At 59.7% G+C, this 15,554-nt stretch carries 9 protein-coding genes; 5 read left to right on the forward strand and 4 right to left on the reverse strand.

The features are described 5' to 3' along the window. Positions 1 to 479 precede the first annotated feature (479 nt). The 3 genes from RHM58_RS10220 to glnA all read right to left on the reverse strand — a co-directional run bounded on the left by RHM58_RS10220 (position 480) and on the right by glnA (position 3,221). On the reverse strand, positions 480 to 1,100 hold the full coding sequence (locus tag RHM58_RS10220) for a DUF4124 domain-containing protein (RefSeq protein ID WP_322270266.1): 621 nt from the start codon (positions 1,098 to 1,100) through the stop codon (positions 480 to 482). Next, the gene (locus tag RHM58_RS10225) at positions 1,097 to 1,606 is read right to left on the reverse strand and encodes a DUF4124 domain-containing protein (protein WP_322270268.1); all 510 of its coding nucleotides are present in this window, start codon (positions 1,604 to 1,606) and stop codon (positions 1,097 to 1,099) included. Before RHM58_RS10225 ends, RHM58_RS10220 begins: the two co-directional genes overlap by 4 nt. Positions 1,607 to 1,814: 208 nt before the next feature. Continuing rightward, positions 1,815 to 3,221, reverse strand: coding sequence for a glutamate--ammonia ligase (gene glnA / locus RHM58_RS10230; protein WP_123402596.1), 1,407 nt, complete (start codon positions 3,219 to 3,221; stop codon positions 1,815 to 1,817). A 329-nt stretch (positions 3,222 to 3,550) separates the two neighbouring features. Between glnA and thiI the strand changes: the two genes are divergently transcribed. Continuing rightward, positions 3,551 to 5,005, forward strand: coding sequence for a tRNA uracil 4-sulfurtransferase ThiI (thiI, locus tag RHM58_RS10235; protein ID WP_201199855.1), 1,455 nt, complete (start codon positions 3,551 to 3,553; stop codon positions 5,003 to 5,005). A gap of 138 nt (positions 5,006 to 5,143) precedes the next feature. After that, positions 5,144 to 6,964, forward strand: a complete 1,821-nt coding sequence (typA, locus tag RHM58_RS10240; protein ID WP_177088724.1) for a translational GTPase TypA — start codon at positions 5,144 to 5,146, stop codon at positions 6,962 to 6,964. A 191-nt stretch (positions 6,965 to 7,155) separates the two neighbouring features. Here typA and RHM58_RS10245 read toward each other — a convergent pair whose 3' ends face one another. Continuing rightward, a complete protein-coding gene (locus tag RHM58_RS10245; protein ID WP_149416955.1) occupies positions 7,156 to 7,596 on the reverse strand; it encodes a YkgJ family cysteine cluster protein in 441 nt (146 codons plus the stop codon). 258 nt (positions 7,597 to 7,854) lie between these two features. On the opposite strand from RHM58_RS10245, the gene RHM58_RS10250 reads away from it, so the two are divergent. The 3 genes from RHM58_RS10250 (at position 7,855) to RHM58_RS10260 (ending at position 15,461) form a co-directional block, all read left to right on the forward strand. Then, complete coding sequence (locus tag RHM58_RS10250) at positions 7,855 to 10,305, forward strand: glycogen/starch/alpha-glucan phosphorylase (protein WP_201199857.1); 2,451 nt, start codon at positions 7,855 to 7,857, stop codon at positions 10,303 to 10,305. Between the two features lie 186 nt (positions 10,306 to 10,491). Further along, positions 10,492 to 14,091 carry a DUF2339 domain-containing protein gene (locus RHM58_RS10255; protein ID WP_322270272.1) on the forward strand — a complete coding sequence of 1,200 codons (3,600 nt, stop codon included), beginning with the start codon at positions 10,492 to 10,494 and terminating at the stop codon, positions 14,089 to 14,091. Beyond that, entirely contained in the window at positions 14,088 to 15,461 is a 1,374-nt protein-coding gene (locus RHM58_RS10260; RefSeq protein WP_322270274.1) for a DUF3999 domain-containing protein, read from the forward strand. The genes RHM58_RS10255 and RHM58_RS10260 overlap by 4 nt, the downstream gene beginning before the upstream one ends. The last annotated feature ends 93 nt before the right edge of the window (positions 15,462 to 15,554 follow it).

Consider the following 15,554-nt stretch of genomic DNA (forward strand, 5'->3'; position numbering starts at 1 on the left):
CGTAAATGGCGAATCGCGTTGGCGCTGTGATCGCGCCAGGCAAGGCGTAGGACGCAGAGAATGGCGTTCCCTTTTCAAGTCCTACAACGCAGCATGGCGCGATCACAGCACCAACCCGTAGGGCAAAGCCCCACGAGACGCAATTCTTCGTTACTTGTCGTTCATTTGAAGCAACCAAACTTCTCTCCTCGTGCCTAGCCTTGCGTCTCGTGGGGCTTTGCGCGATCGCCATTTACGCTGAGCACGCCCTACTCCCTCTTTTGGAGCAGGGCGCGCGCAAGAACTAAGCGCTGATGCGGGGAAAATGCAAAAACCAAACCAAAGCTCCGAAAAGAAGCGTTTAAGGCCTGAAACGGGCGTTTAACGCTCGATCGCGTGGCGTTCTGCCAGCTTTCGCGGGTACTTTCGAACCAAAATGGGTTTTCAAGTGGGAACGGTGCAACCGTTTGCACCAATATAGTGCGCAAAGCTGAACGAGGTTAGAAGAACTTCAGGAAGGGGTTTTTCTCTTCGGGAGGTTTGTCTTTGAGCGGGCATTCCGGCCGTTGGCCGTAGTCGGTGAGGGTGCAGGGCTTGACCTGGCGCTTCTGCGCCAGAGAGGTGCGGAGCATGTTGAACGGCTGATTGGCTGTGCGCTCAACGGTGCGACCCTGTTCGTCGAGGATTTCCACCGACAGGTTATGACTGCCGCGGTCGATATTGCTCAAAGCGAACACCGGGCTGAGGCCTGGCTCTGCTGTGGGCTGGCCGTCGAGTAACAAACGGTAGCGGTGGCCGCGTTGCAGTCCGGGTTCGCTGGTAACGCTGACGATCAATTCGCCGGCGTTGCTACGGATCGTCGCGTCCGGTTCCGGCACCAGCACGCGGAGCATGTCGTAGTGGAACAGCGGTTTTTCTTCGGGTTTGGTCGCAGCAACCAGCGGCGCGGCACCGGTCGGATTGGCGGGCATGCGATTGCTGGTGGCCAGCGGCACCCGCTTGGCGTTGCCGGGGCGTGGCTGGTCGGTAAAGACCCGATTGCCCTGGGCGTCGACGTAGGTATAAACGTCCGCCGTCGCCGGCAGGGCGAGCAGGCAGGCGACCAGCAGCCAGCACCTCAAGGTTTATGCACCCGTTGCACGGTGAAGGTCACGCTTGGACTTTGCTGCACGAGGTTTTCGCCACTGATCACCTGTACCGCGAGACTGTGATCGCCGCGATCAATGTTCACCAGTTGCAGGATTGGCACGTTGCTCGGTTGACCGTAAGGCTGGTTGTCCAGCAACAGCCTGAACAGATGCGGGCCTTGCAGGCGTGGCTTGATCAGCACGCTGACGGTGAAGGTGCCGTTGTTGGCGCGCAGGGCTTCCTCGGTGGGCAGGCCGGTGAGTTCAAGCACCTCGTAGGCGCTGCGGGATTGTTCACGGCTGGTGGCTTCGGCAGGAGGAGCGGTAGGCGCCGAGGGTGCGACGCTGTTGAGCGGCGGCAACTCAACCGGCTGCGCTTTGACGCCATCGGGCGGCTGATTGCTGTATGCAGTGTTGCCGGCGGCGTCGGTGTACTTATAGATCTGCGCTGCGGCGGGCAGGGCGATCAACAGCAACATCAGTAGAAAACCACGACCCATAAGATTGACCGCAAGCGAAGGTGTTGGATTGCAGCATAGGTCACGGGTGGCGGTTGTCCCTAGTGGTTAACATTTGGGCATGATTTACCAAAATCCTCCAAACGCCACAAACCCCCTGTGGGAGCGTCAGTCGTTAAATCGTGGGCACAAAAAAGGCCTCCCGAAGGAGGCCTCTTTTTGTCACGCCGCTTGCGCAGGCGCTACCGGATCAGCAGCTGTAGTACAGCTCATATTCCAGTGGGTGTACGAAGGTGCGGACCTTGATTTCTTCTTCGCTTTTCAGAGCGATGTAAGCGTCGATGAAGTCATCGGAGAACACGCCGCCTTTGGTCAGGAACGCGCGACCTTTGTCCAGCTCTTCCAGGGCTTCTTTCAGGCTGCCGCAAACTTGTGGGATCTCTTTCGCCTCTTCAGGCGGCAGGTCGTACAGGTTTTTGTCAGCTGCGTCGCCAGGGTGGATCTTGTTCTGGATGCCGTCCAGGCCAGCCATCAACAGTGCAGCGAAGCCCAGGTACGGGTTAGCTGCTGGATCCGGGAAGCGAGCTTCGATACGGCGAGCGCGAGGGCTGGACACGTAAGGAATACGGATCGAAGCGGAACGGTTGCGAGCCGAGTAGGCCAGCATTACCGGAGCTTCGAAACCTGGGACCAGACGCTTGTAGGAGTTGGTCGACGGGTTGGTGAAGCCGTTCAGGGCCTTACCGTGCTTGATGATGCCGCCGATGAAGTACAGGGCGGTATCGGACAGGCCGGCATAGCCTTCGCCAGCGAAGGTGTTCTTGCCATCTTTAGCGATGGACAGGTGAACGTGCATACCCGAACCGTTGTCGCCGTACAGAGGCTTAGGCATGAAGGTCGCGGTGCGGCCGTATGCATCAGCAACGTTGTGTACGCAGTACTTCAGGGTTTGAACTTCGTCAGCCTTGGCAACCAGGGTGTTGAACTTCACGCCGATTTCGTTCTGGCCGGCAGTCGCCACTTCGTGGTGGTGAACTTCGATGGTCAGGCCCATCTCTTCCATGGCGTTGCACATGGAGGTACGGATTTCGTGGTCGTGGTCGAATGGCGGAACCGGGAAGTAACCACCCTTGACGCCTGGACGGTGGCCGCGGTTGCCGCCTTCCACGTCCTGGTCGGACATCCACGAACCTTGTTCGGAGTAGATTTTGAACATCGAACCGGAGATGTCGGACTTGAACTTCACCTGGTCGAAGATGAAGAACTCTGGCTCCGGACCTACGAATACGGTGTCGCCGATACCAGTCGATTTCAGGTATTCCTCGGCACGCTTGGCGATCGCACGTGGGTCACGGTCGTAGCCTTGCATGGTCGAAGGCTCGATCACGTCGCAAACCAGGATCAGGGTTGGCTCTTCGGTGAACGGGTCGAGAACGGCAGTGCTGTCGTCCGGCATCAGAATCATGTCGGAGGCTTCGATGCCTTTCCAGCCAGCAATGGAGGAACCGTCGAACATTTTGCCTTCTTCGAAGAAAGCATCATCCAGCGCGTCGCGAGCCGGCATGGTCACGTGGTGCTGAGTGCCTTTGGTGTCCGTGAAGCGCAGATCAATCCACTTGACGTCATGATCTTTGATGAGTTGAACCGACTTCGACATAGTGTCCTCCGGGTGGCTTCGGGCTTAGTAGTGGATGCCCTTAGAATGTGGGTGATGCCGGCGCGAATACTCTGCCATGGCAACCTGCCTCACAAGGGAGCAAATTGCATGCCAGTGCCCCACCATGGGTTTTTTGCCCCAATATCACGCTTATAGAGGCTTATTGCGCCGCAAAGCTGAAATTACCGCCCTGTAATGTAGCGTCTAATTCCATAAATGACCTGTTTTGGTGCGTTCTAAACCTTCTGCATATTAACTGGTTAAACCTTGAGCAATTTCCGCTATAATCCGCGCCCCCTTTTTCGGCTGGCCCAGCGCGCGCTGTTTTCATGAAACTAATCGTAAAAGTCTTTCCCGAGATCACCATCAAGAGCCGCCCGGTACGGATGCGTTTCATCCGCCAGTTGGCCAAAAACATCCGTGCTGTGCTCCGCGATCTGGACCCGGCTGTGGTGGTGAACGGCGTGTGGGACAACCTCGAGCTGGAAACCCGCGTCAGCGAGCCCAAAGCCCTGAAGGAGATGACCGAGCGCCTGAGCTGCATGCCGGGCATCGCGCATTTCCTGCAGGTCGACGAATACCCGTTGGGTGACTTCGACGACATCGTTGCCAAGTGCAAGCAGCACTATGGCGATGCGTTGGCCGGGAAGATCTTTTCGGTGCGCTGCAAGCGCGGCGGGCACCACACGTTCTCGTCCATGGACGTGGAAAAATACGTCGGCAGCCAACTGCGTCGTCAGTGCGGTGCCGCCGGGATTTCCCTGAAAGAGCCGGAAATCGAAGTTCGCATCGAAATTCGCGACCAACGGTTGTACGTGATCCACAGCCAGCACAACAGTATCGGCGGTTATCCGCTGGGAGCGCTGGAGCAGACGCTCGTGCTGATGTCCGGCGGCTTTGACTCGACAGTCGCCGCCTACCAGATCATGCGCCGTGGCCTGATGAGCCATTTCTGCTTCTTTAATCTGGGCGGACGAGCCCATGAACTGGGCGTTATGGAAGTCGCGCACTTCATCTGGAAGAAGTACGGCAGCTCCCAACGCGTGTTATTTGTCAGTGTGCCGTTCGAGGAAGTACTGGGAGAAATTCTCGGGAAAGTCGATAACAGTCATATGGGCGTAGTTTTGAAGCGTATGATGTTGCGCGCTGCATCGAAGATTGCCGACCGGCTGGACATCGATGCGCTGGTGACTGGTGAAGCGATCTCCCAGGTTTCGAGCCAGACGCTGCCGAACCTGTCGTTGATCGACTGCGTGACCGAGAAGCTGGTCTTGCGCCCGCTGATCGCCAGTCACAAGCAGGACATCATCGACCTGGCCACCGAAATCGGCACTGCCGACTTCGCCAAGCACATGCCGGAATACTGCGGGGTCATCTCGGTGAACCCAAAGACCCACGCCAAGCGCAACCGCGTGGAGTACGAAGAACAACAGTTCGACATGGCAGTCCTTGAGCGTGCGCTCGAGAACGCCAAACTGGTACCGATCGATCGCGTGATCGACGAATTGGGCCAGGACTTGCAGATCGAAGAAGTCAGCGAAGCTCTGGCGGGCCAGATCATCATCGACATCCGTCACCCGGATGCCGCTGAAGACGAGCCGCTGGAACTGGCTGGCATTGAGGTACAGACGATGCCGTTTTATGCATTGAACGCTCGTTTCAAGGAACTGGACCCTACTCGCCAGTACCTGCTGTATTGCGACAAAGGCGTGATGAGTCGCCTGCATGCCCACCATTTGCTCAGTGAGGGGCATGCCAATGTGCGCGTTTATCGACCGAGCTAAGTGCCCGGGGCTGTTTGCCTGTGGCCTGCGTCACCGGCCCCCGACGCCGCCGTCAAGCTGTAACGGCTTTGCCGGACTCTACTGTTAATCGCTGCCAAGACTTGTCAGCACACCGAATCCTCTGATCGAGATACACAAGTGATCGAAAATCTACGCAACATCGCCATCATTGCTCACGTTGACCATGGTAAAACCACCCTGGTAGACAAACTCTTGCGTCAATCCGGCACCCTGGAGCGCAACGAGCTCAACGACGAGCGAGTGATGGACTCCAACGACCAGGAGAAAGAGCGCGGTATTACCATTCTGGCGAAAAACACCGCCATCAACTGGAACGGCTACCACATCAACATCGTGGACACCCCGGGCCACGCCGACTTCGGCGGCGAAGTTGAACGCGTAATGTCGATGGTTGACTCCGTTCTGCTGCTGGTTGACGCTCAAGACGGCCCTATGCCGCAAACCCGTTTCGTGACCAAGAAGGCTTTCGAAGCCGGCCTGCGTCCAATCGTGGTTATCAACAAGGTTGACCGTCCAGGCGCACGTCCGGACTGGGTTCTGGACCAGATCTTCGACCTGTTCGACAACCTCGGTGCTACCGAAGAACAGCTGGACTTCAAAGTTGTCTACGCCTCGGCCCTGAACGGCATTGCCGGTCTGGAACACACCGACATGGCTGAAGACATGACCCCGCTGTACCAGTCGATCGTCGACAACGTACCAGCACCGAAAGTTGACCGTGACGGTCCGTTCCAGATGCAAATCTCGGCACTGGACTACAACAGCTTCCTGGGCATTATCGGCGTTGGCCGTATCGCTCGTGGTCGCGTCAAGCCGAACACCCCGGTTGTGGCTATCGATGCTGATGGCAAACGCCGTAACGGCCGTATCCTGAAGCTGATGGGTCACCACGGTCTGCACCGCATCGACGTTGAAGAAGCAGCTGCCGGCGACATCGTCTGCATCAGCGGCTTCGACCAGCTGTTCATCTCCGACACCCTGTGCGACCCACAGAACGTTGAAGCGATGAAGCCGCTGACCGTTGACGAACCAACCGTTTCGATGACCTTCCAGGTTAACGACTCGCCGTTCTGCGGCCGTGAAGGCAAGTTCGTCACCAGCCGTAACATCAAAGAGCGTCTGGACAAAGAACTGCTCTACAACGTTGCCCTGCGCGTTGAAGAAGGCGACACCGCCGACAAGTTCAAAGTCTCCGGCCGTGGTGAGCTGCACCTCTCGGTACTGATCGAAACCATGCGTCGCGAAGGCTTCGAAATGGGTGTTGGTCGTCCGGAAGTGATCATCCGTATGGTTGACGGCGTCAAGCACGAACCGTACGAAAACGTGACCATCGACCTGCCAGAAGAATCGCAAGGTTCGATCATGGAACAGATCGGTATCCGTAAAGGCGACCTGACCAACATGGTTCCGGATGGCAAGGGCCGTGTGCGCCTTGAGTACAACATCCCGGCTCGTGGCTTGATCGGTTTCCGTAACGAGTTCCTGACCCTGACCTCCGGTGCAGGCATCCTGACCTCGATCTTCGACCGTTACGACGTGATGAAGTCCGGCGACATGTCCGGCCGTCAGAACGGCGTGCTGGTTTCGGTTGCTACCGGTAAGGCTCTGACTTACTCGCTGGAAACCCTGCAGGCTCGCGGCAAACTGTTCCTGGGTCACGGCGAAGACGTGTACGAAGGTCAAATCGTCGGCATCAACAGCCGCGACAACGACCTGGGCGTCAACCCAACCAAAGGCAAGAAGCTCGACAACATGCGTGCCTCGGGTAAAGACGAAACCATCGCTCTGGTTCCGCCTATCCGTTTCACCCTGGAACAAGCTCTGGAATTCGTTCAAGAAGACGAATTGTGCGAAGTCACTCCTAAGTCCATCCGTCTTCGTAAGAAGATCCTGGGCGAAAGCGAGCGTACCCGCGCTGCCAAGAAAAGCGGCAACTGAGTTTCGACTTAGTTAAGGCTTAAAAAAACGCCCCCGACCGCAAGGTCGGGGGCGTTTTTGTTTGTCTGGGGTTTGTGCGGTGTTTCACCTGGCCCCTTCGCGGGCAAGCCTCGCTCCTACAGGTTTAGCGTTTCCCTTGTAGGAGCGAGGCTTGCCCGCGAAAGCAATCGGTCAGACGGCGAGATTCCGGATCAGAACTTCTCGAGCGTACGACGGCTACTGCTGGTCTCACGCGCCACTTCTTTAGGCTTGTAAGCGCAATACCCCGGCCGCGGGCCGATTTTCGGGTGGTTGCGGCAAGTATCCGGGCGCTTTTCATAAATAGTGCACAGACGGCTCTTACGATCCAGGTACAGGCAATCGTTGTTGCTCATGCGCTGGAGGGTGAAGATCTCGGACTTCTGGTTGTAACGCTCGACGATCCCTTCCTTCTGCAAACGCTTGGCGATGTTCTTCGCCGGTTCGCCGCGCTCGAACTCGTCGACGATGCCGATACGGATCAGATCCTTGATCTTGACCTCAACCGGCAAGGTGCAGCAGCTGGACACGCAGGAGCCGCACATCGGGGCAGAGTACTTGGCCCAGGTATCGAGGCGGTCGATCTCCGCGGCGGCGATCAGGTTGGACTTCATCATCGGTTGTTACCAGCGTGCATCAGGGCGCGCGATCATACCGGGACTGGTGGATTTTTGAACAACCTTTCGCCAGATTTTTTGCGATATCGCCAAATAACCCGTGTGTTCCGGCACGGCCCCTGCATTGATTCAGCCACATGCCAACGTAATGCCGAGCTATCTCGCACTATCAGGAAAAACTGCCGAACCAGAGCCCATGCCGCCTGTCAGACCGTCTAGGCTCAGACAATTCCAAGCTCGCTCGAGGTCCTATCGATGACTCAAGAACCACTTGTTCGCGAAGCAGAGGTGGCCGCATTCCGCGACGCCGTCTTGACCAAACTCACCTACGCGGTGGGCAAAGACCCGGATCACGCCTTCGACCACGACTGGTTCGAAGCCATTGCCTTGGCCGCGCGCGATCACATGGTCGAGCACTGGATGGACCATACGCGGCAGATCTACCGCAAAGGTCAGAAGCGGGTTTACTACCTCTCCCTTGAATTCCTGATTGGCCGCTTGCTCTACGACAGCTTGAGCAACCTCGGCCTGCTGGACGTTGCCCGCGAGGCGCTGACCGAACTCGGCGTCGATCTGGAACGCATCCGCCTGCTGGAGCCCGATGCGGCGCTCGGCAACGGCGGCCTCGGTCGCCTGGCCGCGTGCTTCATGGAAAGCATGTCGACCCTCGGCATCGCCGGCCATGGTTATGGCATTCGTTATGAACATGGGTTGTTCCGCCAGGCCATCGTTGATGGCTGGCAGCAGGAGCAGACCGAACACTGGCTGGATTTCGGTAACCCGTGGGAGTTCGAACGGCCGGAAGTCGTCTACCCGATCGGCTTCGGCGGCAGTGTCGAAACCGTGACCGACGAGGCCGGCAAGTCTCGCCAGGTCTGGACCCCGGCAGAAACCGTGCGGGCCATTGCTTACGACACCCCGGTGGTCGGCTGGCGCGGTGCGAGCGTCAACACCCTGCGCCTGTGGCGTGCCCGCGCCATGGAAGATTTGCACCTGGAGCGCTTCAACGCCGGCGACCACTTGGGCGCTGTGGCCGAAGTGGCCCGGGCCGAAAGTATTTCCCGCGTGCTGTACCCGGCGGACAGCACCGAAGCCGGCCAGGAACTGCGCCTGCGTCAGGAATACTTCTTCGTCGCCGCGTCCCTGCAGGATTTGCTGCGCCGCCATCGCAACATGCACACCTCGGTGCTGACCCTGGGCGACCACGCGGCGATCCAGCTCAACGACACTCACCCCTCAATTGCCGTGGCCGAACTGATGCGCCAACTGGTCGACGTCTACGATGTTGCGTGGGATGCCGCGTGGCAGGTGACGGTCGACACACTTTCGTACACCAACCACACCTTGCTGCCGGAAGCGCTGGAAACCTGGCCGGTCGGTTTGATGGAACGCATGCTGCCGCGGCACATGCAGATCATTTACCTGATCAACGCCCAGCACATCGATTCGCTGCGGGCCAAAGGCATCCACGACTTTGACGTGTTGCGCGCGGTGTCACTGATTGAAGAAGACAACGGCCGCCGCGTGCGTATGGGCAACCTGGCGTTCCTCGGTTCCCACAGCGTCAACGGCGTATCCGGGCTGCACACGCAGCTGATGCGCAAGACTGTGTTTTCCGAACTGCACAAGCTCTACCCGGATCGGATCAACAACAAGACCAACGGCATCACCTTCCGCCGCTGGCTCTACCAGGCCAACCCCGAGCTGACGGCGATGATGGTCGACGCCCTGGGTCCCGATCTATTGGATAACGCCGAGCAGCGGCTGATCGAACTGGAACCGTTCGCCGAGAAGACTGCATTTCGCAAGGCCTTCGCAGATCAGCGGCTGCACAGCAAGAAAGCCCTGGCGTACCTGATTCACGAACGGTTGGGCATCGCGGTCAACCCGGCGGCGATGTTCGACGTGCAGGTCAAGCGGATCCACGAATACAAACGGCAGTTGCTCAACCTGCTGCACACCGTCGCGCTGTACCAGGCGATTCGTGCCGAGCCGGAAATCGACTGGGTGCCGCGCGTGAAGATCTTCGCCGGCAAGGCGGCGGCCAGTTATCACCAGGCCAAGCTGATCATCAAACTGACCAACGACATCGCCCGGGTGGTGAACAACGACCCGACGGTGCGCGGTTTGCTCAAGGTGGTGTTCCTGCCCAACTACAACGTCAGCCTGGCGGAGAGCATCATTCCGGCGGCGGATTTGTCGGAGCAGATTTCCACAGCCGGCTTCGAGGCCTCGGGCACCAGCAACATGAAGTTCGGCCTCAACGGTGCGCTGACCATCGGCACCCTCGATGGCGCCAACGTCGAGATGTGCGAACGGATCGGCGCCGAGCACATGTTCATCTTCGGCCTTAGCGCTCAGCAGGTGGAAGCGCGCAAGCAAAATCATGAGTTCAATGCGACGCCGGATATTGCGGCGTCCCATCGACTTAATGACGTGCTACAAGCGATTCGTGGCGGGGTGTTCTCGCCGGATGATCCGTCCCGTTATGCAGGTTTGATCGATTCGCTGATCGACTATGACCGCTTCCTGGTTTGCGCCGATTTTGACTCCTACTGGGACGCCCAGATGCGCGTCGAGGCGCACTGGCATGATTCTCAAGCCTGGTGGCGTTCGGCGGTGTTGAACACGGCGCGCATGGGCTGGTTCTCGTCGGACCGGACGATTCGTGAGTACGCGACGGAAATCTGGAAGGCGTTGGAGTAACTTTTAGCAATAATTGCGAGCAAGGCCCAACGCCTGTTGGGCCGGATCGATATACTAAGCGTCAGTTTTGCCGGATGTTTCAGTGGCGTCTGCGAGAACGCCTTCGCGGGCAAGTCGAAGACGTCAGCACAAACACCACAAGGCTTCTGGACTTGCTCGGCAATGGGCCGCTTAGGGATATCGACCATGCAATGGATTTTGATGCTGATTGGCTTGGCGCTGGGCTGGATACTCGACGAGTCGTTCATCGATGCGCTGTTGGGTGCTTTGTTCGGGTTAGGCATTGGCCAAGCTTTTCGCATTGGCCGTTTAGGCAAGCAAGCTGCCGAGCAGCACCGTTTGCTCGAGCAGACGCAGGTGGCGCTCAATACATTGCTGCAACGACTGATATTGCTGGAAGGGGCTGGCTTCAAGGCACCGGAAACCAGTGAGCCAGTTGTCAGTGAGCCCGTCGCAGCCCCTGAATTCATTCTCGACGACATCCCCGTCGATCCCCCCGTCGACTCCCCGGAGCTACTCTGGGAACTCCCGCCCGGACTCGAACCGATCACCGCCACGGCCTCCGAAACCAGCCGTCCGCTGCCGGCCGATGTCTGGACGCCGGAACCGATCGCTCGCGAACCGCGACAACCGGCAGCCCCGCGCGAACCTAACGTTTTCGACCGCGCCATCAACGGTGCGCGCAACTGGCTGTTCGGTGGCAACACCGTGCTGCGGGTTGGCGTGGTGCTGTTGTTCCTCGGTCTGGCGTTCCTGCTGCGCTACGCCACCGAAGGCATGGTGGTGCCGATCGAGATGCGTTACGCCGGTGTCGCCGCCAGTGCTTTGGGCTTGCTCGCATTGGGCTGGTGGCTGCGTCATCGCAACAACCAATTTGCGCTGATGTTGCAAGGTACCGGGATCGCCGTGTTGTACCTGACGGTGTTCGCCGCAATGCGCTTGCACCCGATACTCGACCCGACGGCGGCCCTGGGCCTGCTGGTCGCGGTGACGGTGTTCTCGGCGATTTTGGCGATCACCCAGGATTCCCTGGCCCTGGCCTGCGTCGCCGCACTGGGCGGTTTCGCCGCGCCGATCCTGACCTCGACCGGCGCTGGTAGCCATGTCGCGCTGTTCAGCTACTTCGTCTTGCTCAACACCGGCATCCTCGCGATTGCCTGGTTCAAGGCTTGGCGGCCACTCAACCTGATCGGTTTTGTCGGCACCTTTGGCATCGGCTTCGCCTGGGGCGCGCGTTCTTACACGCCGGAGTTGCTGTGGAGCACCGAGCCATTCCTGATTCTGTTCTTCCTGATGTACCTGGGCATTGGCCTGTTGTTTACCCGGCGCAAGTTGTTGGAGATGAGCGACTCGCCTGAAGACGAGAGTCGTCAGGCATTGCTGCACTGGTCGGCGCGCAAGGGCGATTACGTCGACGGCACGATGCTGTTCGGGCCGCCGCTGGTGGGCTTCGGTTTGCAATTCGCGCTGGTCCAGCATCTGGAGTTCGCTGCCGCGTTCAGTGCGCTGGCGCTGGGTATGCTCTATATGGGCCTGGCCCGATTGCTGATGGGCGGTCGCGCCTTGTTGCTGGCGGAAACCTGTCTTGCACTCGGAGTGATCTTCGCCAGCCTGGCGATCCCCTTGGGCCTCGACGCGCGTTGGACTGCTGCGGCTTGGGCGGTGGAGGGCGCGGGGATCTTCTGGCTCGGCCTGCGTCAGCAACGACCGCTGGCTCGCGCTTTCGCCTTGCTGCTGCAACTCGGTTCTGCGCTGGCGTTTCTCAGTAAGTTGCAGACCGGCGAAAGCAGCCTGTTGGACGGTTCGCCACTGGGCGCATTGATGCTCGGCGTGGCGTTGCTGTTCAGCTTCTACCAATTGCGCAAAGCCTTGCCGGAGCAGGCCTCGGAGTGGGAGCGCCAAGGCTTGCCGGTGTTGGCTTGCCTCGGTCTGATGTTCCTTTATTTGCTGGCGCCGCTGTTCTTCCTCACCCACGGCACGGCGATCAGCTGGGCGCTGGCCGGGTTGGCGACGTTGTTTATTGGCCTGCGCCTGCAATCGCGCACGTTCCTGTTCACCGCGTTTGCCGTGCAATTGCTCGGCGGCGCGTTGTTCCTGTTGCGGTTGCACGGGACAAGCGATGGTTCCGCCGCGGTGTTCAGCGCTGGCTGGAGCGGTTTACTCAGTGCCTCGCTGATTGGCCTGGCGTTGATCGCCGGCATGTTGCTGGCAGCCCGCGATGAGATGGTGCGCAACGATGCGCGCTTGCTGCGTGGTTTGTCGGTGATTTTGCTGGCCGGTCTGGTGCTGATCAACCTCGCCGTGCTGTTCGTGCTGCCATGGCAAACCGCGAGTGCGGTGTGGGCCGCCAGCGGTTTGTTCATCATTTGGCTGAGTCTGTACCTCAAGCAGCGCGTGAGTTTTGTCTTCGGTCTGCTGTTGCAGGTGATCGGTGGCGCGGCGTTCCTGTTTGCCGGGCCGGACTTGCTCGGGCCGTTGGCCAGCGAAGGTCTGAAGCCTTTGGCCCACAGCGGTTTCTGGACGCCGCTGGTGCTCGGTTTGGCCGCACTGGTTGGCGCCTGGCGCTTGCAACTGGGCAATCACGGGTCGGCGTTCGATGTACTGAGCCTGAATCGCTTGTCTGAACTGCTGCTGGTGTGGGGCGCAGGCTGGTGGGCGCTGGCGTGGATCAGTGAAGTGCTGCGCTTTGCGCCTGTGGATCTGCAAGCGACCTTGCTGCTGGCGGTCGCGGCACTGAGTGTCGCGCTGTGGACGCTGTTGTCGCTGCGCCTGAAATGGTCGGCGCTGGGCTTGCTCTGCACCTTGCTGATTCCGGCGGCGGGGCTGGTGTTGGTCGCCGCGTGGCATTCGCGCTATCACCCAGCGGCCAACTTCGGCTGGCTGGTGTGGGCGGCGGTATTTGCCGTGCACTTCTTCTCCCTGCGGCGTTTGGCGCCGATGCTACCGGCGCGCGCCCTCAGCACCGCCCATGTGCTCGGCTGCTGGCTGTTGATCGGTGTGCTGGCGCTGGAGCTGCGTTACGGCTTGCTGCTGTTGTCAGAGCAGTACAACGCCTGGCGCTGGTTGGGCTGGGCGATTTTGCCGAGTGTGTATTTGGTGTTGACGGCCGCGCCACGCAACTGGCCATGGCCGGTATCGGCGTATCCGCGCGAATACCGTGTCTACGCGGCGGCGCCGTTGGCCTTGCTGATGCTGGGCTGGTTCTGGTTGGCGAACTGTGTCAGCGACGGCACCGCCGAGCCGCTGCCTTACGTGCCGCTGATCAACCCGCTGGAATTGGGCCTGCTGTTTGCGTTGTTCGGCGTTTACGTCTGGTCGCGCAGCGCGGTGACGCAATTTGCGCTGCCGAAGTTTTACGCCGAGCACGCCACGCAATTGATCGCCGGTGTTTCGTTGTTTGTCTTTTTCTCCGCAGTGGTCACGCGTACGGCCCACCATTGGGGTGGCGTGCCGTTTGAGCTGGATTTGCTGCTCGCATCGATGCAAGTGCAGGCCGGTCTATCGATCGTCTGGACCCTTATGGCGCTGGGTCTGATGATCGGCGGCCACCTGCGGCATCGCCGTGAAGTCTGGCTGATCGGCGCCGCGCTGATTGGCGTGGTGGTGGCCAAACTGTTCTTCATTGAATTGAGTAACCGTGGCGGACTCGCCCGGATCGTCTCGTTTATCGGCGTTGGCGTGTTGCTGCTGGTGGTGGGCTATTTCGCCCCGTTGCCGCCCAAGCGCGTCGAGGCTGCGCCGGATGCTGAAAAACCGGACCCGGAAACCGAAGGAGTGTCGTCTTGAGTCAGAAGCTGAACCTGGGTTGGTTGGGTGCTGTTGCGCTGGGCGTGACGCTGTCCACCAGCGCGCAAGAAAAACCGGCGGACTTCAGCACGCAAGTGCCGTTGTCCGTGAGCGGCGAAGGCCCGTGGTATCGCCTCGAACTACCGTTGAGCGTGCAATTGAACGCGCGGCAGACCGATCTCAGCGACGTGCGTGTATTCAACGCGGCCGGCGAGGCGCAGGCCTATGCCGTGGCCCGGGAAACCGCGCAGTCCGCCGAAAATCGTACCGTGACCGACGTGAAGTGGTTCCCGCTGTACAGCTCGGCAGACGCCACCGAACGTGCGCCGAGCGTGCGCGTGCAATCGAGCGCCAACGGCACGCTGGTGGAAGTGCAGCCATCGACTCAACTGGAGGCCGGCGAAGAAGTGCTGCGCGGCTGGTTGCTCGACGCGAGCGCGATCAAGGCGCCGTTGCAGCAGTTGATCCTCGACTGGACCAGCGAGCGCGAGGGCTTCCAGCGTTTCAGTATCGAAGCCAGCGACGACTTGCAGCATTGGCAGTCGTGGGGCGAAGGGCAGGTGGCGCGGTTGTCGTTTGCCGACGAACGGGTCGAGCAACATGAAGTCGGTTTGCCGGGGCAGTCGGCGCGCTATCTGCGCTTGCTGTGGAACACCCCGCAATCGGCGCCGGTGCTGACTTCGGCACAACTGGAAAGCGCCAGTACCCACAGCCTGCCGCTGCCGTTGGTCTGGTCGCAACCGTTGGCCGGCACCAGCGTGAAGTCCGGTGAATACACCTGGCAGTTGCCGATGGGGCTGAATGTCGAGCGGGTCCAGGTCGACTTGAGCCAGCCCAACAGCCTGGCGCCGGTGACCTTGTCCGGGCGACGCGAGAGCAGTTTGCCTTGGCAGCCACTGAGCAGCGGGTTGCTCTATCGCCTGACCCAAAATGGCCAGGATGTGGTGCAAAACGAATTGCAGTTGCCGGGGCAAACCGTGCAGCAGTTGAAGCTGAGCGTGGATGAACGCGGTGGTGGCTTGGGCGCTGCGGCGCCGACCGTGAAGTTCGCCGTGCGTTCGACGCAAGTGGTGTTTCTGGCGCGTGGCGCCGGGCCGTATACGTTGGCGCTGGGCAGTGCGACAGTGAAGACGGCGAATTTGCCGTTGTCGACGTTGATTCCGGATTACAGCCCGGCCAAATTTGCGACGTTGGGCAAGGCCACGGTTGATGGCGGGGCGGTAGTGACGCCGGTATCGCCAGCGGTTACCACTGCGACGGCTGACACCAACTGGAAGAAGTTCGGGCTTTGGGCGGTGTTGCTGCTCAGTGTGCTGTTCCTGGCGGTGATGGCGGCCAGTCTGTTGCGTAAACCCCCAGCCAAATCCTGAGAATGGCTGGCGCTACGCGCCATTCGCGAGCAAGCCCGCTCCCACAGTGGATCAGCGTTATGACAGAGATTTTGTTCACAACACAGGTCAAAT

It is taken from the genome of Pseudomonas sp. 10S4, from assembly GCF_034344865.1.
GTDB lineage: Bacteria > Pseudomonadota > Gammaproteobacteria > Pseudomonadales > Pseudomonadaceae > Aquipseudomonas.

Excerpts from the sequence above, each read along its gene's own strand:
- RHM58_RS10245 (WP_149416955.1), bottom strand. The coding sequence starts at position 7,596 with ATGAAGTCCAACCTGATCGCCGCCGCGGAGATCGACCGCCTCGATACC.
- RHM58_RS10255 (WP_322270272.1), top strand. The coding sequence starts at position 10,492 with ATGCAATGGATTTTGATGCTGATTGGCTTGGCGCTGGGCTGGATACTC.
- RHM58_RS10250 (WP_201199857.1), top strand. The coding sequence starts at position 7,855 with ATGACTCAAGAACCACTTGTTCGCGAAGCAGAGGTGGCCGCATTCCGC.
- RHM58_RS10225 (WP_322270268.1), bottom strand. The coding sequence starts at position 1,606 with ATGGGTCGTGGTTTTCTACTGATGTTGCTGTTGATCGCCCTGCCCGCC.
- glnA (WP_123402596.1), bottom strand. The coding sequence starts at position 3,221 with ATGTCGAAGTCGGTTCAACTCATCAAAGATCATGACGTCAAGTGGATT.
- thiI (WP_201199855.1), top strand. The coding sequence starts at position 3,551 with ATGAAACTAATCGTAAAAGTCTTTCCCGAGATCACCATCAAGAGCCGC.